The following is a 20,891-nucleotide window of genomic DNA, read 5'->3' on the forward strand; positions in this document are numbered from 1 at the left end:
ACATATATGATTAATAAATAAATCACTTGTTCATTATGGAGCTAATCTGCCCCGTCAGTTGCATAAGAAACTCCTATGGCGGCGCTCCTCGCCGCCACCATCTACTACGAAAATCTAAACTCAAAATAGAGTCTAACCCATTAACCCCTTGACAATAATGGAAAATAACAATACAACCAGGCTGAACTTTTTTTGGTGGATCTTAAGGAAGATACCCTGTATAAGAAACTGGTTGTGACAGTATGGAAGAACCATTTAGTGTACTGCTAGTACGTATACAAAAATTTTTGTAACAAATCTCCTGTCATATGTATTGTTAATCATTTTTTGAGGTGATTCCCCTATGGAAGCAATGATTGAACGGTGTGCTGGCCTAGATGTACACCAAGAAACAGTAGTAGCCTGTGTATTATTTGGTCCATTAGATAAAAAGCCAAAAATCTCTATTGAAACGTTTTCGACTACAACAACAGGACTCTTGACTTTAAGTGATTGGTTAACTACCCTTCATGTATCCGATGTGGTGATGGAAAGTATCGGAGTCTATTGGAAACCAATATGGAATATACTCGAAGGATCTTTTCACCTTGTTCTGGCCAATGCCAGGCATGTCAAAAATGTTCCAGGGCGTAAAACTGATGTGAAAGATGCCGAATGGCTTACCAAGCTTCTAAGATGCGGACTTATTGAAAACAATTTTGTCCCACCAGAGGATATTCGTGATTTACGAGATCTTACTCGTTATCGAAAAAAATTGATTCATCATCGCACATCAGAGCAGAATCGCATTCACAAAATCTTTCAAGATGCTAATATCAAGCTAACATCCGTTCTATCAGATATTTTTGGTTTATCGGGACGTCGTATCCTTGAAGCGATTCTAAATGGTGAAAAAATAGAGACCGATGGTCTTCGAAAAATGGTAGATTGGCGAACAAAAATCAAGTATAACTGACATTGCCAGTGCAATTAATAGTCGTATTCGCCGTCATCATCGTGATATGTTGCGTTACCATTGGGATCATATGGGTTATTTGGAACAAACCATAGAAGAATTGGAAAAACAAATCGATCAACTCCTGTCCCCCTATCGTAAGGAAGTAGAATTATTGGATGGTATACCTGGTGTGAACAAAGCTGCCGCAGCCACTTTTATTGCGGAGATGGGTGTTGATATGTCCGTATTTAAGTCAGCTAAACATCTTGCCTCTTGGGCTGGTGTGAGTCCTGGAAATTACGAAAGTGCTGGTAAAAAAAACGAGTAAAACCACACAAGGAAATAAAGCTTTAAAAACAATGGCCGTAGAATGTGTATTAGCAACATCAAGGCAAAATAATCGAATTGCTTCACATCGAAAAAGGATTACTAAACGACAGGGGAAAATGAAGGGACGAATCGCATCTGCCCATTTATTATTAACGATTACTTACAACATCTTAAAAACAGGAGAACCTTATCATGAACTAGGCTCAAATTACCTTGAAGAAAAACAAAATAACAAAGAATTAAAAATGATCGAATACCTAAAAAAGAAAGGCTATACAATCGCTCCATCTGAACAACAAACTGCATAACCAGTTAAATAACAACATAGTACATTTACCCCCATCAAAAAAATGAGAATATGGAGGGTTATTTAGCATGGCTTTTTTACTATTGTGTTTTCATACAAAAAAGCACCATCTTTTTATGATGATGCTCCCTCTTTTCATCCATATATTTTTTACGTTTTTCTATCTCTTCTTAAAAAGTCTGCCCCTAGGCAACCCCTTACTTGGTGTAATAACGACTCTGTTAGAAAGAGATAAACTAATATTTTTATATACTCTAAACAAATAATCATTTCAAAAATTTATTAACAAATGAACATTTTTCCATATTTGTATGTTACCTTATAATATGTTGTCTGCGCAGATAATAAATAAAATTATATAGGAGTAATAATCTTGAAAAACAAAATCACTAAATTAATAGGAATATTAACAATTACATTTGTACTTTTAATGCCAATCGCAGCACAAGCAGCAGGTACAAAGAGCTTTACTTTTGATATGGTACATACCTTAGGAATTGGAACTTTTACTTCCACTAAAGATTCAGTTAAAGGTACAGTTAACATGTCCTCTTGGGGAGGAGATACCTATTTTACAATACATATTTACGAAAAATCAGGTGGTTCAAATATTTTAGTCGATAGATTAGGATTTACTAAATCCTCAGCGGGTTCTCCTTATACAGATATAAGCTATAGCGTTAAAAAAGGAAATAAATATGGGTACGAAATATGGAAAAATCAAAACAAGAAAAGAATTAAGGGTTCAGGAAGTTTAAGTTATTAATATATTTTTTAGATTTGGAGTTTTTTAAATATGTTGAATGGATTATATCCAAGTATTATTATAATTACGTTTTTTGTATTGTTTTTTGGATTTAAGTTTTTTAAAGGTTATATCTCATTATTACGTTATTTTTATTGGATCATTTTTGGTATTTTTCTTACTGGATTAGTAGTTTTCACTCTCTTCCCTTTCCCTTATCAAAAATATTTAATCCAAGTAATGATTGAAGATAATTTAGGAGTAGAGCATAATTTAATTCCGTTTAACGGCGTCAAAGAAGCAAATGAGTTTGGTTATTTTTCAACAGTATTAAAGCAATATGCGTTAAATATTTTATTATTTATCCCATTAGGATTTGCACTTCCCATTTTGTTTTCAAAAATAAAAATAAAACACATTACCCTTATTGGATTCTTAACTAGTTTAACTATAGAAGTTGTTCAAGCAATAGCTGGATATTTTATAGGTTATAATTACCGTTCATTTGATATTGATGACCTTATAATGAATAGTTTTGGAACTATTGTTGGTTTATTAATATTTAAAGTCTTATTTAAATTCTTGAAAAATAATCAATTACTTTCAGAAAAATAATTGTTTCTATCGAAATGCTCCCAGAAAGCAATAATGCTGGGAGCATTTTTAAAAATCATTATAAGTTGTTGAAGTAGAGTACTCTGGCGTACCCGCCACTGGAGTACTCTAAGCCCGTACTGCAATGTAGTACGGTACATTCATTTATATAATTTTAAGCAATAAAAAAGCACCCAATGTATGGATGCTTCAAAATAAATTCTTATAATGAACTTAACTGCTGCAAGTCATTAATTTACATGTTCCAAGTTACATCCAAAAACACCGCTCTGAGTTATCTTCAAGACAGGATTTATAAAAAAAGGCCACTCGGCCATCCTCCGAGTAACATCGAATAATAAACCAATGTAAAAGGGGAAATTGTAACATCTAAAAACCATCACGCCTTATTTAGAAGTCTTCTTCAAAACTCCCATACTATTACTTTAGCATATGCAAAATGATTAAGTGTCCGTTTATCGTTCGTGCTTAATTTCGATAGTAGATCATTGCTTTCCTTTTGCTTTTTCGATGTGAAAAAAGGCTAATAAACACCCCTTTGAATTCGTTATAATCCAGATTGTGTATAATTCACTCGCACCCTTGTTTCCTTACAGTCACAAAGGATTTTCTTGTCTCTAAAAATGAATTGAACAATCGCCAGATTGAAGCGAATTAATAAGAGAAAAAAAATAGAAGAACGCACATAAAAGAATTCACCAGTCAATTTTCCCCTGCATTTTGTTGAGCTCATCCTGTTTAATCCCTATATAAATTAAGGTTTCCTGTTGGTCTGTATGATTGAGGATCTGTTGAAGTGCGACTACATAGTTGAATTTCTTGTAATGATTATATCTATAAGTCTTTCGAAGGAAATGAGTCCCGATTCGCTCGAGTCCGAATTCTTCTGCCAACTGGCTCTAAAAGAACAAACCATTTCTATTTCAAAAACTCTAGATTTTACTGCTAAATCTAAACAAGATCAGTTCGGTGATACAAAAACATTTAATTCTAAGCGGGTTATTTCCATTAGCCAGACACTCACTCAAGTACTTCAATATCACCTACGGCATCAAAACCAACACAAACTAGCCCTGAATGATTTATATCACCATGATCTAAACCTAGTTCTTTGCAGGGATGATGGCAGCTTAATGCCAAAGTCTACCTTATTTAACGCTTTCAGCCGCATCTTAAAAAGGGCTGAGTTGCCTCCTCTTCCCATCCATTCTCTCCGTCATACACATGCAGTGCTCCAGCTTGAAGCTGGAGCGGATATGAAATATGTTCAGAAAAGATTAGGTCATGGCAGCGTGGCTATAACTTCTGATGTATACGCACATATAAGCAAAAAACTCGAAAAGAAAAATATGGACAAGTTTGAGGAATACACCAAGGGAATAATTGATTAAATTTTTTCGGGCATTTATCGGGCAATTGATAATTTCATAAGGTTTTATGAATGAATGCCCGAAATAGAAAAAACCCTGACACCAGAGGTGCCAAGGGTTTGAGATATTAATACATTGACATATATTGTTCGCGTTCCCATGGGTGTACTTGTGTACGGAACATATCCCACTCGATTTCTTTTGCTTCGACGAAGTGTTCAAGTAAGTGTTCACCTAATGCTTCTTTGATGACTTCATCAGATTTTAATGTTTCCAATGCAGCATATAAAGTAGCTGGTAGATCAACGATACCTACTTCTTCACGTTCTTCTTTATTCATTACATAGATGTTGCGATCAACTGGAGCTGGAGGAGTCAAGTCGTTCTTGATACCGTCAAGACCAGCTTTTAGGAGAACTGCAAGTGCCAAGTATGGATTTGCTGCTGGATCGACACTACGTACCTCTACGCGAGTACTTACTCCGCGTGAAGCTGGGATACGGATTAGCGGGCTACGGTTTTTAGCAGACCATGCAACATAACAAGGAGCTTCGTAACCAGGAACTAGACGTTTGTATGAGTTAACAGTTGGGTTTGTTACCGCAGTGAAGCTTGGAGCATGCTTAATGATACCCGCGATAAATTGCTCAGCTGTTTTGCTTAATTCCAATTTACCTTCTTTATCATAAAATGCATTTTCGTTGCCTTTGAATAGAGAAACGTTACAATGCATTCCAGATCCGTTAACACCGAACAATGGTTTTGGCATGAATGTTGCGTGTAAACCATGTTTGCGGGCAATCGTTTTAACAACCAATTTAAATGTTTGGATGTTATCACAAGCTGAAATCGCATCTGCATATTTAAAGTCAATTTCGTGTTGTCCTGGAGCTACTTCATGGTGGGATGCTTCGATTTCAAATCCCATTTCTTCAAGCTCAAGAACGATATCACGACGGCAGTTTTCTCCTAGGTCAGTAGGTGCAAGGTCAAAGTATCCGCCTTTATCGTTCAATTCCAGCGTCGGCTCGCCTGCTGCATCCAGTTTGAATAGGAAGAATTCAGGTTCAGGTCCAAGATTGAAATCTGTGAAGCCCATTTCTCTTGCTTCTGCAAGAACACGTTTTAGGTTTGCACGTGGATCCCCATCAAAAGGAGTTCCATCCGTATTGTAAATATCACAGATCAAGCGTGCAACTTTACCTTTTTCGGAAGTCCAAGGGAAGATAACCCATGTATTTAGATCAGGATATAAGTACATATCAGACTCTTCGATACGAACGAAGCCTTCAATGGAAGATCCATCAAACATCATTTTATTATCAAGTGCTTTTTCTAATTGACTGACTGGGATTTCAACGTTTTTAATTGTCCCTAAAATGTCAGTGAATTGTAAACGAATGTACTTAACATTTTCTTCTTTCGCTAAACGAGTGATGTCTTCACGTGTGAACTTTGCCAATTTCTATTCCCCCTAATAATTCATAAATCATATTTTTTATTGGAAAAAACGGGACATATCCCCTTGTCTAAGAGATGTTCGATGCTTGCTTCCTTGTAAAAGCTCGGCACGCAGAAGCTTGCGAAGATCCTCGTCACTAAGGTCATGCCTTATTTTTTCCGCTTGTTCTAATTCTTGGGTTTTAGGTAAATTCTGTTCCTTTACAGTGAAAATCTTTTTAATGCCGGCCAGATTGACTCCTTGTTCGATTAAATCTTTAATCTCAAGCAGTCGATCGATGTCATTTAATGAAAAGACCCGACGATTTCCATCTGTTCTCATAGGAGTAATAAGTTGATGCTCTTCGTAATACCGAATTTGGCGTGCAGACAACTCAGTTAACTGCATGACGATTCCGATGGAAAAAAGAGGCATCGAACGCCGAATGTTGTTGCCGCTCATTCTTAGCATCCTCCTTTTGTTTATCTTAAAATAATCTTATATCATGTTATTAAACTTGTCAATATGATGTTACATTTTATGACGTGATTTTTTCAGAAAAATTAAATGATTTGTTACTACAAAAATATTATGACTATTATTCTTACTGGAATCCAATTATCTGGATTCCATAACAAACCTTATTTAATTTCAATTACAATTGGATCAACTTTTTGTCCATTAGCGCATTCACAGCAGTCAATACAGCCATTTTAACATGGGCGTATGTCAATCCGCCTTGAACATAAGCAACATATGGAGCCCTTGTCGGACCATCTGCCGTCAGTTCAATGCTGGCCCCCTGTATAAAGGTGCCTGCAGCCATGATTACATCGTCCTCATATCCCGGCATATAGGCAGGATATGGTGTCACATGTGAATTGATTGGTGATGCATATTGGATGGCCTGACAGAAGGCAACCATCTTATCCCGTTCATCAAATTGAACGGATTGAATCAAGTCAGTTCGTTTCGCATCCCATTTTGGGGATGTATTCATACCGAGCTTTTCTAAAAAGGCAGCTGTGAACATGGCTCCTTTAACAGCTTGGCCCACGACATGCGGTGCCAGGAAGAATCCTTGGTACATTTCCTGCAGACTATAAAGCGAAGCACCTGCTTCAGCCCCTATTCCTGGTGATGTTAACCGATAAGAGCAAGCTTCAACCAGGTCCTTTTTACCAACAATGTATCCACCGGTTTTCACTATTCCGCCGCCAGGATTTTTAATGAGTGAACCAGCCATTAAATCCGCTCCGACATGACATGGTTCTTGTGTCTCAACAAACTCTCCATAACAATTATCCACGAACACGACGATTTCCGGGTTAATGCCTTTAACAAAGGCAATCATTTCCTTTATTTCACCGATCGTAAAGGAAGGACGTGTAGCATACCCTTTTGATCTTTGTATACCGATCATCTTCGTATTCGGTTGAATGGCATGTTTGACGGCTTCGAAATCAACGGTTCCAGTTTCCGCCAACGGAACGGCCTTATAGCTGATCTGAAAATCACGTAAAGATCCAATACCCGTCCCCCGGATACCGACGATTTCTTCCAAAGTATCATACGGCTTTCCTGTTATGTATAACAATTCATCCCCTGGGCGCAAAATGCCAAAAAGAGCGGTGGAGATGGCGTGTGTGCCTGATATAATTTGGGGGCGCACCAATCCAGCTTCCGCTCCAAAAACATCTGCGTATATCAATTCCAGCGTATCGCGGCCCATATCATCGTATCCATACCCAGTAGTCGGGATGAAGTGGGAATCACTCACTTTATGTGCTTGATAACTTTGTAATACGCGAAATTGATTTTCTTCGATTCGTTCGTCCACTTGCTTATGTAATGGAGAAATCATTGCTTCCACTTCCTGGGCAATGTTTTTCAACACTTCTCCATTTGTTAACTGCTGATACATCAAAATTCCCCTTTATAATGAATATTTCTCCAGCTGCCCGGTTATTGGATGATCAGCTAGACAAAAACCTTTGCATTCATATCTTTCCGATTCTTCATTAAAGGAGAGAGTGCGCAATATGGTTTCATTTTTCAGCTGTGATAATAGTTTACCCTCACTCGATGGCAGGAAAACATGATACGGGATCATTTCTTCAATCACGTACTTTTCAATTTCTTCCATGATTTCATTCAGATCCGATTGTTCATAGGCACTGATCATTAATGAAGCACGACTGGCTGATCTCACAAAATCAGCGTGAACCTTATCTTTCTTATTATACAACGTTAGCTGTGGAATGGAAGGGACATCTAAGTCATTTAGCAAATCCTGCACTGTTTTCTGATGATTAAAGTAATCGGTACTTGAGGAATCGACCACATGTAACAACAGATCCGCTTCTTTCACCTCTTCCAAGGTAGAGCGGAATGCGGCAATTAAAGATGTCGGCAAATCTTGTATGAATCCAACCGTATCCGTCAGAAGCACAGTAAATCCGCTAGGAAGAATCGCCTTTCGTGTCATGGGATCCAGCGTAGCGAATAATTGGTTCTCTTCATATGAATCCGCCTCCGTCAAACGGTTGAACAGCGTTGATTTACCTGCATTCGTGTATCCCACTAGTGCTATTTGAAAGGTCTTATTACGTTTCCTTCTATCACGATAGCGTTCACGATGCTTCACTATTCCACTTAATTGCTGCTTGATTTCATCTATTTTTCCACGGATGTGGCGGCGGTCGCTTTCCAGCTTCGTCTCCCCTGGTCCCCTTGTGCCGATTCCGCCTCCTAGCCTGGACATTGCCGTCCCCTGACCAACCAAACGCGGCAATAAATATTGGAGCTGAGCAAGTTCAACCTGCAGCTTCCCTTCCCTGGATCGAGCCCGCTGAGCAAATATATCCAATATTAGCTGTGTCCGGTCTATGACCCTTGCCTCCAATTGTTTCGAAAGGTTCCGAATCTGGCTCGGGGATAATTCATCATTAAAGATAAATAAATCCGGCTCCAGCTCCTCTTCCAGATTCCGGAGTTCTTCCACTTTTCCTTTTCCTATATATGTAGCCGGATCGACGCTTTCCCTTTTCTGGGAGATGGTCATTAAAACCTCAGCATTCGCCGTCTTCGCCAAAGAAGACAGTTCATCGAGTGAATACTCAAAATGTTCACTTGTCTCAGTTGTTTGACACCCAATCAAGACAGCCGTTTCCTTTATTGCTTCTTCCAAATCACACGCACCACCTTCTGGTAAATTTAACTTAATCATAACAAAAAAATTGAATATATAAAAATTTCCTCAAAACGAAGCTTTTAACCGTTTTAAAAATTACGATACCGTGCTAAAATCAAATTTGGCTTTACCATCAAAATCGAAAAGACATAGAGGGACATTCATATGACATGGGAAGTATTAAGCTTCATAGGTACGATTGCATTCGCTATAAGCGGAACCATCATCGCCATGGAAGAAGAGTATGATATTTTAGGAGTTTATATTTTAGGAATCGTAACCGCCTTTGGCGGCGGGGCAATCCGCAATCTGTTGATCGGCGTCCCCGTTTCAGCTTTATGGGATCAAAGTTTCTATTTTGTCATCGCTTTAGTATCCATCACCATCGTTTTTGTTTTTCCTACAAACCTATCAAAGCACTGGGACAGATGGGGAAATCTCAGTGATGCCATTGGCCTCTCAGCCTTTGCCATCCAAGGGGCGATGTATGCCGTGGAACTTAATCATCCAATAAGCGCCATCATAGTATCAGCTGCATTAACCGGATGCGGCGGCGGGATACTCCGTGACGTGCTGGCCGGAAGAAAGCCATTGGTCTTCAGAAAAGAAATCTACGCAGTATGGGCCATCATTGCAGGCTTGGCTTTAGGCAGTGGTGTATTATCCCAATCATGGCAGCTTTATTCGCTCTTTGCCGTCATCACGATATTGCGAGTCCTTTCTTACACCAATAATTGGCATCTTCCTAATAAAAAATGGGTGCCTAAAACATAAATTTGAAAAGCCCGCCATCCTGGTGGGCTTTTCCCTGTCATTCTTTCTCTTCATCCTCGAAAATCAAATCTTGGCTGGTAAGCGTCAATAAATCGGATTTTTCAAATGAATCTTCCAGTAAAAGCCGCATCGCCTGCGCCCTAATTGACTTTTCTATTATATTTCGGATATAACGACCGTTAGAGAATGAAATAGGTCCCCGGAAAGAACGTAATATGATTAAATGTTCCCTTAATTTCCTTTCGGCATCCCGATTCATAAGATACTCCTTTTCCTGCAGCATCCGATCGGCTATTTCCATTAACTGTTCAATCGTATAATCCGGAAAATCAATAACAAGCGGGAACCTCGAATGAAGGCCAGGATTAAGACTTAGGAAATATTCCATTTCCCTCGAATATCCAGCAAGGATCAAAATGAATTCATGCTGCCGATCCTCCATATGCTTGACAAGGGTATCTATGGCTTCTTTTCCAAAATCCTTTTCGCCGCCTCTTCCCAAGGAATAGGCTTCATCAATAAATAAGATTCCGCCAATGGCCTTCTTAATCAAATCCCTGGTTTTTTGGGCAGTATGGCCAATGTATTCCCCGACTAAATCTGCCCTCTCCGCTTCAATTAAATGCCCTTTCGAAAGTACATTCATTTTTTGAAACAACTTCCCGATTAAACGTGCTACCGTTGTTTTCCCTGTTCCCGGATTCCCTTTAAACATCATATGCAGCGCTTGCCGGCCAGTCTTCAGCCCCTTTGCCTCACGTTGTTTATTGATGTAAATCCAGGCATATATCTCTTTTATCATCCGTTTCATTTCTTCCATTCCAACCAGCGATTTCAGTTCATCTTCAATCTCTTTCAATGCAACATGCTGGTGGGGGATTTCCTGCACCAAAATTTCTTTTATCGGCAGATCTTTTTGTAGCGCTTTTCTGTTTTCCGCATTAAACACAATATTGATTTGCCCGTTATTTTTCATACGGATCGGTTGTTCCATTTCATTCACCTCTCCATCTTGGACCCTGACTCTAACACCACAATTTTTTATGATGGCATGGCAAATGCTGCATAGCCAAAATTATCCCATCGGAAAATCCGTTTATTCCTTTCGTGATTAAGCCCCATTCCCTTCTTGAAAAGCGACTTATTCTGACAGGATTTTTTCATTGGAGGATTTATTACGACAAATCCCATTCCCATTCACCAATATATTAGGGGTAATGTCATTTCCTGCGGTTTCCCGGAAAATAATCCGTCCCTTGATATATATTCAAATAAGGTACGTAAAATTATCGATTCTTTGAAAAAGGACAGAGAAGCGCATGCAAAAAAAAACAGGTCGCTATAAGCTAAACCTGTTTTTTACATTCATATATATGATTATTCCTTCACTTCGTAATCGATCTGAACATTACGTTGTGGAGCAAATGTAGAAATCGCATGTTTATAGACTAATTGCTGCTTGCCCTCCGATTCAAATAAAACGGTAAAATTATCGAACCCTTTCACTTGTCCTCTAATCTGGAACCCGTTTAATAAAAATACCGTCACATACGTACCATCTTTACGTAATTGATTAAGAAACTGATCTTGAATATTTACTGATTGTTTCATGTATTAGTCCTCCTCTTTTCTCTCTAAATTTATGTATTCGCCTTCACCGAAAAGCTTTCCTGCTATAAATCCAGATATTTCATGTATTTTTTTTGGAAAACCCTCGAGATCGGTCATATCAAACCAAATTACATCCATTTTATTCCGGAACCAGGTCAATTGCCTTTTTGCGTATCGACGGGAGTTTTGCTTTAATGTCTCAACGGCTTCATCCAATGAAGCCCTTCCATCAAAATAATCATAGATTTCTTTATAGCCTATAGCCTGGATCGATTGGCAATCCCTCAAACCTTTTTCATGAAATGACTCCACCTCTTGAATCAGCCCTTCTTCTACCATAACATCAACACGTTGATCGATGCGTTGATATAACTTTTCACGTTCCATTGTCAATCCAATGATGCACGTATCATATTTGAATTCTGTAGGCTGTTCATTCAGCTGCTCACTCATCGTTTTACCAGTACAATGATAAATCTCAAGTGCCCTGATCACCCTTCTTACATTATTAGGATGAATCCGATTCGCGCTTTCCGGGTCAATGCTGCGTAATTGTTCAAAAACAGGATCGATTCCTGACTCCCTTACCTGTTTTTCAAGTCCCTCCCTATAAGCAGGGTCGGATGGCGCCTCCGAAAATTGATAATCATAGATGACTGATTGTATGTATAATCCTGTTCCGCCGACGATAATGGGAAGTTTACCTCTGCTTTGGATATCCTCGATACAAGCATTGGCTCGCTCCTGGAACTCTGCCGCACTAAATGGTTCATCCGGTTCTTTAATATCAAGTAAATAATGAGGGATTCCTTCTGTTTCTTCCCTCTTGATTTTTGCAGTACCAATATCCATCCCCTTATAAACCTGCATGGAGTCTCCGCTAATAATTTCACCATTAAATAACTTTGCCATCTCAATGCTCATCTTTGTCTTCCCAACAGCAGTCGGTCCAATGATAACGAGAAGTTTTCCTTTTTGTTGTTTCACAATCTCACTGCCTTAAATGATTTTTTCCCTATCTTATCATAATCTCGTTGAGAGCAGCTAAACATCTACCCATTATGTCCAATTGAGGCACTTTTATTCAATTTTTCACCTGCAATAATCATCATCTTTATATAAAAAAGGTATGATCCCTTTCAGGGTCATACCTTCTTATCAAATGTGTTTCCTTTGGATCAATTCAGCCCATTTTTCCATTTACGGGAATGATCATCGTAACGGTCGTTTCATTTTCAGAGGATTGTACATGAATCTCTCCATCATATCTGTTCACTAAGTCTTTGACGATGAACAAGCCTTGTCCGCGAATTTTGCCCTTTTGTGCCTTTTTGGTTGAAAAACCGCTGGCGAATATATTCTCCAGATCTAATTCCGAAATCATTGGTCCGGTGTTCGTGACCATAAACGAATACTTTTCATCATCAGCTTTGCAGGCAATATTCATTCGGCGTTCTTGCTCTGGCAATTCAATTGTTGCCTCAATAGCATTGTCGATAACATTTGATAATAATTTTATCAAATCGATTGTTTTGATCCGATTGAAGGATTTGGGTGAAACATCAATTTCGATATCGATATTATAATTCTGGGCCGAGAGCCTTTTGGTCTCCAACAGGACAGACAAGCCCGGATGAATCACATCCAATTTCATCGATTCAATTGAATGCACTTCTTTTGAAAGCCCTGTTAAGTATTCGAGTGCTTTTGCGTTCTCTTCTAATTTAAGCAGTCCATGTATCACCTGAATATGATTGGAAAAATCATGCCTTAATGAGCGGACTGAAGCAAATAGAGATTGAAATTCCGATTGATACGTATCTTCCGTATCCCCCACTTCACGTGTCAGTTCCTTTTGATACCATTTTTGAATGACAAAAAAGGTAACCAGCAGCATGATGACAAATCCACCATTATAAACAAGAATGGCAATGCTGCTTTTCAATACCTTGCCGTTAATGGCATTAATATCTTCCGCGCTCACATCAATGCCCAAAAAACCAATAATGTCGCCATCTTGATTTTTCATTGGCACACCCACAGTCAAATACTCACCATATTCCGGATCTTCTAGAATCCCGGTAATGAAGCTTTTGCCTTCATACCCCTGTTTGACCTGCTCCGGCGGAACAGTACATGCACCACCGATAGGAAAATCCCCTTTATGATCTTTAGAAAACCCAGTAATCATGCACTTGGATACTGTGGGATTATCAATCAGGATGGTATAAACATATAATGCTCCTATTTTTTCACGGGCATCCTCTAAGTAAGTTTTTATATCCAAATAATCCCGGCTCTTTACTTGGTTATTGAGAAATCGCTGATAAGCCTCCATATCCATCGAGTCGGATATAGATCTGGCAGCTACCAAGTTTTGATTGGCAACGGATTTTTGCACAGAATTTTTAATGCTTAAATATGTTGAAAACATATTTAGAAGAATGAAAACAATCAATAAAAGTATGGTCAAATAAAGAAGTGCCCTTAACTTTTTATTTTTCATAGGATTAAACTTACCTCATCTCTAGCAGCTAAAAGTTAACGAACCTATTCTGAGTTTACTATATTAAGGGATAAAGAAATAGGGAAACATCTAATATTCTCTATAACCCCAGGCATATAATACTATAATAAATCAAGTAATTTACAGATCACCCACTATTTTTTTGATCATATGACCTTTTATGTTTTAATATAAACCACGTCTATTATTAATAATTTCCAATAAATCATTTTATCCCCATAAAGTAATTATTTTTATATAATTATGTATGTGAAAATGGTAAAAAGAAATGATGCGGGGTTCAATATTCTCGCTTCAAATAAATAATTTTACCCTTTATATGAAAATATTACAATATTGTAAAGGATCAATCTGTAAAATCACACCATATTTCATATATTCGTGCAAAATAGTGGATCACTCCTCTTTCAATAGTGCATATTGACTAATTTTTCATCTATGAAAATGCCGTTTCAATGAGAGGACTCCTGAATAAAAAAACGGAATCAGGGACTGAACCCCAGATTCCATTTACATATGATAGCTTCTATTTAATAGAATTGATGACTGCCCGCTCATACATCTTTTTAGTTACTTGATAGTACAGCAGTTGAAAAAGAAAATACGTTGCGATGACCATGGCCGAGTAGGCAAACAAATTCGATTCCAATAAATTGCTTAGTGCCACGTAGGCGACTATGGCATGAATCACCCCTATCAGAAACGGAGCGAAAAAGAGGATGCGTATTTCGGCGCTTAAAATTTGCCGTATTTCTTTTTTTGTCAACCCCAATCGATGAAGGGCATGGATTTGAATTTTTTTATCTTCTAAATTCGTAAAAACTCGCAGATACATCATGCTCCCTTGGACGATAAAGAATAATAGACTGACAAACAAGCCGATAAAAAGAATCAATATGCTTCCCTGTTTCATTTCTTGATAAATCGGAGCTCTTGTTTGCATTTGATTATGGTCAGGATTATTAGACATTTTTTCGATTTTAGCAGCTGTTTCCATTGATTCTTCCCAGTCTTTAATTTCATACCCTCGTACTCTTGCCTTCTCTTTTAAAGGCACATCAGCTGTGATTTCATGATACAGCTGATCATCGACCACCATCAAAGTCGTTGCTGCTTTTATGGGTGCGACTATCGATTGATTTCGCTGACCAACCATTGTTACCTGAATGGTTCCATTGCCAAAGTGCAGCTCCTTTTGTTCTCCCTTGTGGACGAATTGATAGTCCAGTCCCCCATAAGGAAAAATATATAACGCTTCTTTTCCTGATAACTTTGCTGGTTCAATTTTTCGCAATGCAGCCGCATTATTATAATCACTTTCCGAGATTAATAATGACCTATTTTCATTGGGTTCTCCCGTTCTCATATGGGGTAACATGTGGGTGATGGGCACTCCAGTCATATTTACTTCGTAAAGAATCTTGAATCCATCTTCCTTTAATATTTTCTCCACTGCGGATGGTTCAATAACTGAATAAATGGAAGCGTCATTTTCAACCCATCCAATTGATTGCGGAATGTTATCCATCCCTTGCTTTTTTAAATCTGCACTGAACATGAAAAGTGTTCCTGCAGCTGTCAAAATCACGGCTGTAATGATCGAGGTCAAAAAGAATAACCTGGAATAGTCCTTAATATTGAAGATCAGGTTTGTTTGAGTAATTAAATTCGTTCCGCCATATAAGCTTTTCTTCTTCAGGTAAAGCCTTCTGCATAGAGCAACAATGCTTTGGCTGAATAAAAAATAGGTGCCGATCAGTACGAAGATTACTATGGGCAATACTCGAATATAAGAATTGTTTAACGACAGCGTACATGCCAAATAATAAGAAATGCTTAAGCAAACTGCTGATAGTGCAATTAACCACTTTGAAACGAAGGGAGTCTTTTTGGGTTTTTGTTTATCTTTGAGTAAATCGACTACCTCCGCATTTCCTATGTGGAACAATGAAAAGAGCGATAATAGCTGAAATAGCAAAATGAAACCAACAATGGTATAAATAAAGGCCTCAGGGACAAAGACAAACGATATTGGTTGCTCTACAGCCAATAACCAAGAAATTGCCATTAAGAATAACTTTGAGAACAAAAACCCTAAGCCAACTCCAATCAGGATAGATATGAGGGAAACCATCGTTTGCTCCAGGTAAATTAGTTTTCTAAGTTGGGATTTGGACATTCCAAGCAGTGTCAGCAGCCCAAACTCTTTTTTTCGCGGCTGTATAAATGCTGCATTCGAATAAGCGATAAAGAAAACCGAAAATATGATGATCACTATTTCTGCTGCAATGAGTCCCCTGCTAATTAGCTTTCCCCCCGGGATATCCGCATGGACCACATCAGGATGAAAGATAAATGATGCGTAAATAAAAAAGATTGAGACGGATAGGACAATACTGAAAAAATAAGCTAGATAACGTTGTGCATTTCCTTGGATATTTCTCTTAGCGAGAAGTCGGATGTTCATGATAGACTCCTCCCAAAACGCTTAACGTATCTAAAATCCTTTGATGGAAACTCTGTCTTTCCCCTCCGCTGTGCACCTCTGAAAAGAACCTGCCATCCTTTATGAATAGAATCCGGTCACAGAAGCTGGCGGCAGTCGGGTCATGAGTGACCATAAGGATGGTTGCTCCCTTTTTCTCCTGAAGTGTCGTGAGGGTATCCATTACCTGCTTGGCAGATTTGGAATCCAAATTACCAGTAGGTTCATCCGCTAAAATAATGGAAGGCTCATGAATCATCGCTCTTGCACAAGCCGTTCGTTGCTGCTGACCTCCGGAAATTTCATAAGTCCGCTTTTCTAAAATCCCTTCTATACCAAGAAGGCTCGCCAACTGATTCACCCTATTTTCCATTTCCTTCAGTTTATAACGATCTAACGCTAGAGGAAGGAGGATATTTTCACGAACGGTAAGTGTATCAAGAAGGTTGAAGTCTTGAAAAACAAATCCAATTTCCCTCCTGCGAAACAATGCCAGGTCCTGATTGTTTAATTCATTAGGATTTTGATCATTTAGAATGACTTTACCTGTGGTTGGCTTATCAATCGTGGCCATTAAGTTAAGCAGGGTGGTTTTCCCGCTGCCGGATGGACCCATCACTCCGACAAATTCCCCTTTCTGTACATTCATGGTGAAATTATGTAACGCCTTATGAAATAAATTCCCCTGTTTTTGAAAATAAGTTTTGGATAGTTGTTCTGCTTTTAAAATCGACATCCGAAAATACCTCCCTTTCTTACCGTAAGTATAATGAATAAAGCGGGAGGCTCCCATCGAAGTTTATTACATAATCGTTTAGCACCCTTACAATTCTGTCACCTTTCATGTAAGATATTTGTCTTAAAGAGAAACTCCACAGTAGTCCCTTCGGATACAGTCGATTGGATGGTAACGACATGCCCAAGTCTATTAACGATTTCCTTCACAAGATATAGTCCCATACCGGTTGACTCTTGTTTGACTCGCCCGTTCTCACCAGTAAAGAATGGATCAAACACCCGTTTTACATCATGTGGGACGATTCCAATTCCCTGATCTGTTATCCTAAGGAAAATCTCCGACTCTTTTTCAATGATATTGAACGTTATGCTGTCATGCTCTTCCTGCCTTGAATACTTCAGTGCATTAAAGACCACCTGACTAATGGCGAAGTGGAGCCACTTACGATCCGAATGCACATATACATTCTCAAGCTCCGTTTCAAGCCTGGGATATATGAACCGTTTGATGAACTGTTTTTTTTCCTCGTTAATCACTTGCTTGACTAGATTAATTAAGTCAACCCGCTCCGATTTTACATCCTCTGAAAAACGCTGCAGCCTTGCCCCGTGCAATATAATTTCCAGCCCTCTGCGAAATCGATCATTTTCTTCTTCTATCTCTTTAAGATAATCCTTCATCGGCTCATTCGAAAATGTCCTTTTGCCTTCTTGAATCAGTAAGGAAATGACTGAAACAGGTGTCTTCATTTGATGAACCCATTGATGAATCAACAGCTCATATTGCTCCTTCTGTTTGATTTGTTCTTGTAATTGACCAATGGTTACCTTGTTCATTTGTTGAAAAAGTTCCATCCACAACTTTTGTTCATTTGTCAAAGGTTCCCTAAAGGCTTCGACATATTCAAATGACAAGCTCGTTTCTTGCTTCATTCTTGCTAATTGATTAAGAAAACGGTAATGCCTTATGTAATCGGCCGCTAAAAATAGAAGCATCAAAAACAACGCGAGAATAATTAAATAGATGATATTTGAAATCGATATGTGATTCCCCGCTTCCAGAACGGATAATGTATAAGCAATAATAAGCAGGCTTACCAATAGAACGGTATAAAAAATAAAATAAAGACGGTCTTTAATAAAGGATTTCAGCTTCACTTTTCTTCACCTTGCACTATTTTTAGTCGGTATCCTTTTCCCCTGCTAGTTGTTATGGCATGCTTGATGCCAATATCCTCAAGTTTTCTCCGTACCCTTGTGACATTGACGGTCAATGTATTGTCATCAACAAATGAATCATCATTCCATAATGCTTCAAGTAACTCTTCACGCGAGACGATGGTGTCATACTGTCGTAGTAAACAACTCAATAATTTCAACTCATTTTGAGTCAACGCTACCTGATTGTCTTGATATTCGATCATCGCTTTTTCCGTATAAAGCGTTAATCCATCCATTTCCTTTACTTGCTGGTGGAATGAAGATATATCCGCATATTCACCATACACCCTACGCAGGACACTCTTTATTTTCGCTAATACCACTTCCAAATGAAACGGTTTTGTTAAATAGTCATCTCCCCCATATTCAATGGCCATGACTTGGTTCATTTCATCTGTCCTTGCAGAGATGAATATGACAGGAACCTTCGAAACCGTCCTTATTAGCCGGCACCAATGGAACCCATCATAATAGGGCAGATTAATATCCAATAAAACCAAATCTGGCTTTGTATCTTGGAACTCTGCAAAAACTTGGTCCAGTTGCTTCACTTCAAAAACCTCATACCCGTACCTTTTTAAATAATTGACCAAGATTCCAGCTATTTTGAGATCGTCTTCAACCAATAATATTTTATACATTTTTATCTCCTCATTAACCTGACAATAAAAAACCTTGAATGGCATGAGCCAATCAAGGGGATTACAATAAAATTAGATTTCCTCCGGGACTTTCAAGCCCTCAATGAAGGATTGAAAACTCGATGCAACTTTATAAATGTTTTCATCCTGGCTTGATGGATCCGAATACCAACCTTGATCCCAGAAGTAAACTCCCTTTTCTTCTTCATTATTTATCAGCAAAATTTTACCTGCACATGTATCATTACCTATTATAATGCAATTCTTATGTAAGTCTTCTCTGTTTTCTTCATGCCATTTCTGTAAATCCAGTTCTTTATCTAGAAGCTCTAATCCATAAAGTGCTTGTAAGCATACAAGTGTGTCTAATCCATCTACATAAAACTTACAGTTTTGAACCGTAGTTGTGCCGCCATTATGCTTAAGGAGAAATTGTTTATAATCTTCAGGAATTTCAAAACCCACAAACTCCTGAAAATTATTCACTGCTTCTTCTCTCGCTTTCCCATATCCAGTTATACTCACCATTGTATCGACTCCATTTCATTTTATTGTAGTAAAATCAATTGAACTAATTGCTGTTTAGAAATACCTTTTCTTAATGGAGATCCTTTAAATATAAATTATTCATTATTACTTTAGAAAATAATACTTTTTTTGAATATATTAACATAATTTTACTATCCTTATCAGTATTTTCTGATATATTTTTTGACAATTTCGTTGCTTTTCACTAAGAAAGTAGCTTTTTTTAATCGAAGTTTTGTCGAAAAATCGGTAAATTGTATACTTTCACAGATAATTCAGAAGTTTTCGATGATATATCTCCATTTTCGAAGATATATTCCCGATTTCGCAGATAAAATATTATTCTATAAAAAAGGCGCCAACTTCGTCTTCAAGATTGGGCGCCTTTTCTCTATTTATCAAACAATTTTATAGTCTTCATACGTAATTAATAACCTGCTCATAGAAACTGTTTCAGCACGAAGCTTATTCTTGTCACGACAATAAGCAATGATGGAACTATTAGGAACTTTAGCTGTACAATTCCATTTACTATATTTTTCATTATACCTAGAGGATATTTCGATAATCTCACCACGTACCTTTAACATCCTGCGTTCTACCAAGGGCATCAACTCCAATTCCGATAATAGTATGTACCCTAAATCAGATAAAATATTCTCGAATCCCATTCCGTCAAAGATTATGGACATTATAGCAAAACAAAAAGGTGTCTGCTATAGATTTATTATTACTAGGAAATGACAAGGTAGAATGCCTCTAATCCCCTCTTTATTTAAGGTATTATAACCAGAATAATCTTAATACTCTTTTGGAATATTAAGATAAATCAAAAAAACCACCAAATAACTCTTAATTATTACGATAAAATTATATTCGTATCACAAAAGAAATATTTGAAATTAAGAGATTAGAGTCGTATGATTAGTAGTATCGGCGGAAAAAACATAAATCAAAATAATTAAGTTTAAAGGGGAATTAGATATGGTAGATGTAATCTCAAAACCTGAACATGAAACACTTAATATTTCTGCAAACCAAGAGCAATTGGATATCTTAGATCAACTTTTAAAGCCTGAGGTTCAGGAATCATTGAACACTTTAGTCGAGCAGTTACCAAAACTGACTGAGTTAGTGAATATTTTAACAAAGTCTTATGATTTCGCTCAATCGGTTGCGACTGATGATGTGTTGAAAAATGATACGGTCAGCGCCATTTCGGAGATCGCGACACCTGTAGTCCATTCAGTGAAAGGGCTTGCGGCAAATGCCATCGAAGCTAAGGATCGTGCAGAAGCGAATAATGATGTGATCGGTCTTTTTGGTCTGTTAAAAATGTTGAAAGATCCGCAAGCACAAAAGCTTTTCCGTTTCGCCCAAGCTTTTCTTGAAGTCTCTTCAGAACGTAAAAACCAAAAATAATTTGAT

21 protein-coding genes and 2 pseudogenes are annotated in these 20,891 nt (G+C 37.9%); 8 read left to right on the plus strand and 15 right to left on the minus strand.

What is annotated here, in order from left to right:
- Positions 1–343: 343 nt before the first annotated feature.
- The 5 genes from OTG27_RS25440 to OTG27_RS25460 all read left to right on the plus strand — a co-directional run bounded on the left by OTG27_RS25440 (position 344) and on the right by OTG27_RS25460 (position 2,934).
- Positions 344–955, plus strand: coding sequence for an IS110 family transposase (locus OTG27_RS25440; RefSeq protein ID WP_268938486.1), 612 nt, complete (start codon positions 344–346; stop codon positions 953–955).
- Between the two features lie 79 nt (positions 956–1,034).
- Complete coding sequence (locus tag OTG27_RS25445) at positions 1,035–1,265, plus strand: transposase (RefSeq protein ID WP_268938487.1); 231 nt, start codon at positions 1,035–1,037, stop codon at positions 1,263–1,265.
- The gene (locus OTG27_RS25450; protein WP_268938488.1) at positions 1,243–1,575 is read left to right on the plus strand and encodes a hypothetical protein; all 333 of its coding nucleotides are present in this window, start codon (positions 1,243–1,245) and stop codon (positions 1,573–1,575) included. The genes OTG27_RS25445 and OTG27_RS25450 overlap by 23 nt, the downstream gene beginning before the upstream one ends.
- A 372-nt stretch (positions 1,576–1,947) precedes the next feature.
- Positions 1,948–2,340: a hypothetical protein gene (locus OTG27_RS25455; RefSeq protein ID WP_268938489.1), complete on the plus strand. Its 393-nt coding sequence runs from the start codon at positions 1,948–1,950 to the stop codon at positions 2,338–2,340.
- A gap of 30 nt (positions 2,341–2,370) precedes the next feature.
- The gene (locus OTG27_RS25460; protein WP_268938490.1) at positions 2,371–2,934 is read left to right on the plus strand and encodes a VanZ family protein; all 564 of its coding nucleotides are present in this window, start codon (positions 2,371–2,373) and stop codon (positions 2,932–2,934) included.
- 695 nt (positions 2,935–3,629) lie between these two features.
- On the opposite strand, the pseudogene OTG27_RS25465 reads toward OTG27_RS25460, so the two are convergent.
- Positions 3,630–3,833 (minus strand): annotated as a pseudogene (locus OTG27_RS25465) (site-specific integrase); the annotation flags it as partial.
- Between the two features lie 3 nt (positions 3,834–3,836).
- Here OTG27_RS25465 and OTG27_RS25470 point away from each other — a divergent pair.
- Positions 3,837–4,325: pseudogene (locus OTG27_RS25470) on the plus strand (site-specific integrase); the annotation flags it as partial.
- A 106-nt stretch (positions 4,326–4,431) separates the two neighbouring features.
- Here OTG27_RS25470 and glnA read toward each other — a convergent pair.
- From glnA to hflX, 4 genes are all read right to left on the minus strand, one after another.
- Entirely contained in the window at positions 4,432–5,766 is a 1,335-nt protein-coding gene (glnA, locus tag OTG27_RS25475; protein WP_034313424.1) for a type I glutamate--ammonia ligase, read from the minus strand.
- Positions 5,767–5,802: 36 nt separating this feature from the next.
- A complete protein-coding gene (locus OTG27_RS25480; RefSeq protein WP_034313425.1) occupies positions 5,803–6,207 on the minus strand; it encodes a MerR family transcriptional regulator in 405 nt (134 codons plus the stop codon).
- A gap of 193 nt (positions 6,208–6,400) precedes the next feature.
- Entirely contained in the window at positions 6,401–7,669 is a 1,269-nt protein-coding gene (locus OTG27_RS25485) for a methionine gamma-lyase family protein (RefSeq protein WP_268938491.1), read from the minus strand.
- Between the two features lie 12 nt (positions 7,670–7,681).
- On the minus strand, positions 7,682–8,935 hold the full coding sequence (hflX, locus tag OTG27_RS25490) for a GTPase HflX (RefSeq protein ID WP_057276372.1): 1,254 nt from the start codon (positions 8,933–8,935) through the stop codon (positions 7,682–7,684).
- A 168-nt stretch (positions 8,936–9,103) separates the two neighbouring features.
- On the opposite strand from hflX, the gene OTG27_RS25495 reads away from it, so the two are divergent.
- A complete protein-coding gene (locus tag OTG27_RS25495) occupies positions 9,104–9,712 on the plus strand; it encodes a trimeric intracellular cation channel family protein (protein ID WP_034313431.1) in 609 nt (202 codons plus the stop codon).
- 37 nt (positions 9,713–9,749) lie between these two features.
- Here the strand turns inward: OTG27_RS25495 and spoVK are convergent, their stop codons facing one another.
- The 10 genes from spoVK to OTG27_RS25545 all read right to left on the minus strand — a co-directional run bounded on the left by spoVK (position 9,750) and on the right by OTG27_RS25545 (position 20,155).
- Entirely contained in the window at positions 9,750–10,706 is a 957-nt protein-coding gene (spoVK, locus tag OTG27_RS25500; protein WP_034313433.1) for a stage V sporulation protein K, read from the minus strand.
- Between the two features lie 383 nt (positions 10,707–11,089).
- Positions 11,090–11,323, minus strand: coding sequence for an RNA chaperone Hfq (hfq, locus tag OTG27_RS25505; RefSeq protein WP_034313436.1), 234 nt, complete (start codon positions 11,321–11,323; stop codon positions 11,090–11,092).
- 3 nt (positions 11,324–11,326) lie between these two features.
- On the minus strand, positions 11,327–12,247 hold the full coding sequence (gene miaA / locus OTG27_RS25510; RefSeq protein ID WP_374941289.1) for a tRNA (adenosine(37)-N6)-dimethylallyltransferase MiaA: 921 nt from the start codon (positions 12,245–12,247) through the stop codon (positions 11,327–11,329).
- A gap of 259 nt (positions 12,248–12,506) precedes the next feature.
- Complete coding sequence (locus tag OTG27_RS25515) at positions 12,507–13,829, minus strand: sensor histidine kinase (protein ID WP_268938493.1); 1,323 nt, start codon at positions 13,827–13,829, stop codon at positions 12,507–12,509.
- Between the two features lie 547 nt (positions 13,830–14,376).
- Positions 14,377–16,317 (minus strand): FtsX-like permease family protein, encoded by a 1,941-nt coding sequence (locus OTG27_RS25520; protein WP_268938494.1) that lies wholly within the window; start codon positions 16,315–16,317, stop codon positions 14,377–14,379.
- Positions 16,295–17,071 carry an ABC transporter ATP-binding protein gene (locus OTG27_RS25525; RefSeq protein ID WP_268938495.1) on the minus strand — a complete coding sequence of 259 codons (777 nt, stop codon included), beginning with the start codon at positions 17,069–17,071 and terminating at the stop codon, positions 16,295–16,297. The genes OTG27_RS25520 and OTG27_RS25525 overlap by 23 nt, the downstream gene beginning before the upstream one ends.
- A 98-nt stretch (positions 17,072–17,169) precedes the next feature.
- Entirely contained in the window at positions 17,170–18,231 is a 1,062-nt protein-coding gene (locus OTG27_RS25530) for a sensor histidine kinase (protein WP_268938496.1), read from the minus strand.
- A complete protein-coding gene (locus OTG27_RS25535; protein WP_268938497.1) occupies positions 18,228–18,935 on the minus strand; it encodes a response regulator transcription factor in 708 nt (235 codons plus the stop codon). The genes OTG27_RS25530 and OTG27_RS25535 overlap by 4 nt, the downstream gene beginning before the upstream one ends.
- A gap of 72 nt (positions 18,936–19,007) precedes the next feature.
- Entirely contained in the window at positions 19,008–19,463 is a 456-nt protein-coding gene (locus OTG27_RS25540; RefSeq protein WP_098184618.1) for an SMI1/KNR4 family protein, read from the minus strand.
- Positions 19,464–19,861: 398 nt separating this feature from the next.
- On the minus strand, positions 19,862–20,155 hold the full coding sequence (locus OTG27_RS25545; RefSeq protein WP_134402162.1) for a hypothetical protein: 294 nt from the start codon (positions 20,153–20,155) through the stop codon (positions 19,862–19,864).
- Between the two features lie 292 nt (positions 20,156–20,447).
- Here OTG27_RS25545 and OTG27_RS25550 point away from each other — a divergent pair, with 292 nt between their 5' ends.
- Complete coding sequence (locus tag OTG27_RS25550; RefSeq protein ID WP_057276363.1) at positions 20,448–20,885, plus strand: helical membrane plugin domain-containing protein; 438 nt, start codon at positions 20,448–20,450, stop codon at positions 20,883–20,885.
- The last annotated feature ends 6 nt before the right edge of the window (positions 20,886–20,891 follow it).

It is taken from the genome of Peribacillus sp. AS_2 (genome assembly GCF_026891895.1).
In the GTDB taxonomy this organism is placed as follows: domain Bacteria; phylum Bacillota; class Bacilli; order Bacillales; family DSM-1321; genus Peribacillus; species Peribacillus frigoritolerans.

Bases quoted from the DNA above. Each gene is read 5' to 3' on its own strand.
- OTG27_RS25485 (WP_268938491.1), bottom strand. From the start codon at position 7,669: ATGTATCAGCAGTTAACAAATGGAGAAGTGTTGAAAAACATTGCCCAG.
- OTG27_RS25535 (WP_268938497.1), bottom strand. From the start codon at position 18,935: ATGTATAAAATATTATTGGTTGAAGACGATCTCAAAATAGCTGGAATC.
- OTG27_RS25460 (WP_268938490.1), top strand. From the start codon at position 2,371: ATGTTGAATGGATTATATCCAAGTATTATTATAATTACGTTTTTTGTA.
- OTG27_RS25440 (WP_268938486.1), top strand. From the start codon at position 344: ATGGAAGCAATGATTGAACGGTGTGCTGGCCTAGATGTACACCAAGAA.
- OTG27_RS25520 (WP_268938494.1), bottom strand. From the start codon at position 16,317: ATGAACATCCGACTTCTCGCTAAGAGAAATATCCAAGGAAATGCACAA.
- OTG27_RS25495 (WP_034313431.1), top strand. From the start codon at position 9,104: ATGACATGGGAAGTATTAAGCTTCATAGGTACGATTGCATTCGCTATA.
- OTG27_RS25515 (WP_268938493.1), bottom strand. From the start codon at position 13,829: ATGAAAAATAAAAAGTTAAGGGCACTTCTTTATTTGACCATACTTTTA.
- OTG27_RS25550 (WP_057276363.1), top strand. From the start codon at position 20,448: ATGGTAGATGTAATCTCAAAACCTGAACATGAAACACTTAATATTTCT.
- OTG27_RS25480 (WP_034313425.1), bottom strand. From the start codon at position 6,207: ATGAGCGGCAACAACATTCGGCGTTCGATGCCTCTTTTTTCCATCGGA.
- OTG27_RS25540 (WP_098184618.1), bottom strand. From the start codon at position 19,463: ATGGTGAGTATAACTGGATATGGGAAAGCGAGAGAAGAAGCAGTGAAT.
- OTG27_RS25545 (WP_134402162.1), bottom strand. From the start codon at position 20,155: ATGTCCATAATCTTTGACGGAATGGGATTCGAGAATATTTTATCTGAT.
- spoVK (WP_034313433.1), bottom strand. From the start codon at position 10,706: ATGGAACAACCGATCCGTATGAAAAATAACGGGCAAATCAATATTGTG.
- OTG27_RS25525 (WP_268938495.1), bottom strand. From the start codon at position 17,071: ATGTCGATTTTAAAAGCAGAACAACTATCCAAAACTTATTTTCAAAAA.
- hfq (WP_034313436.1), bottom strand. From the start codon at position 11,323: ATGAAACAATCAGTAAATATTCAAGATCAGTTTCTTAATCAATTACGT.
- miaA (WP_374941289.1), bottom strand. From the start codon at position 12,247: ATGAGCATTGAGATGGCAAAGTTATTTAATGGTGAAATTATTAGCGGA.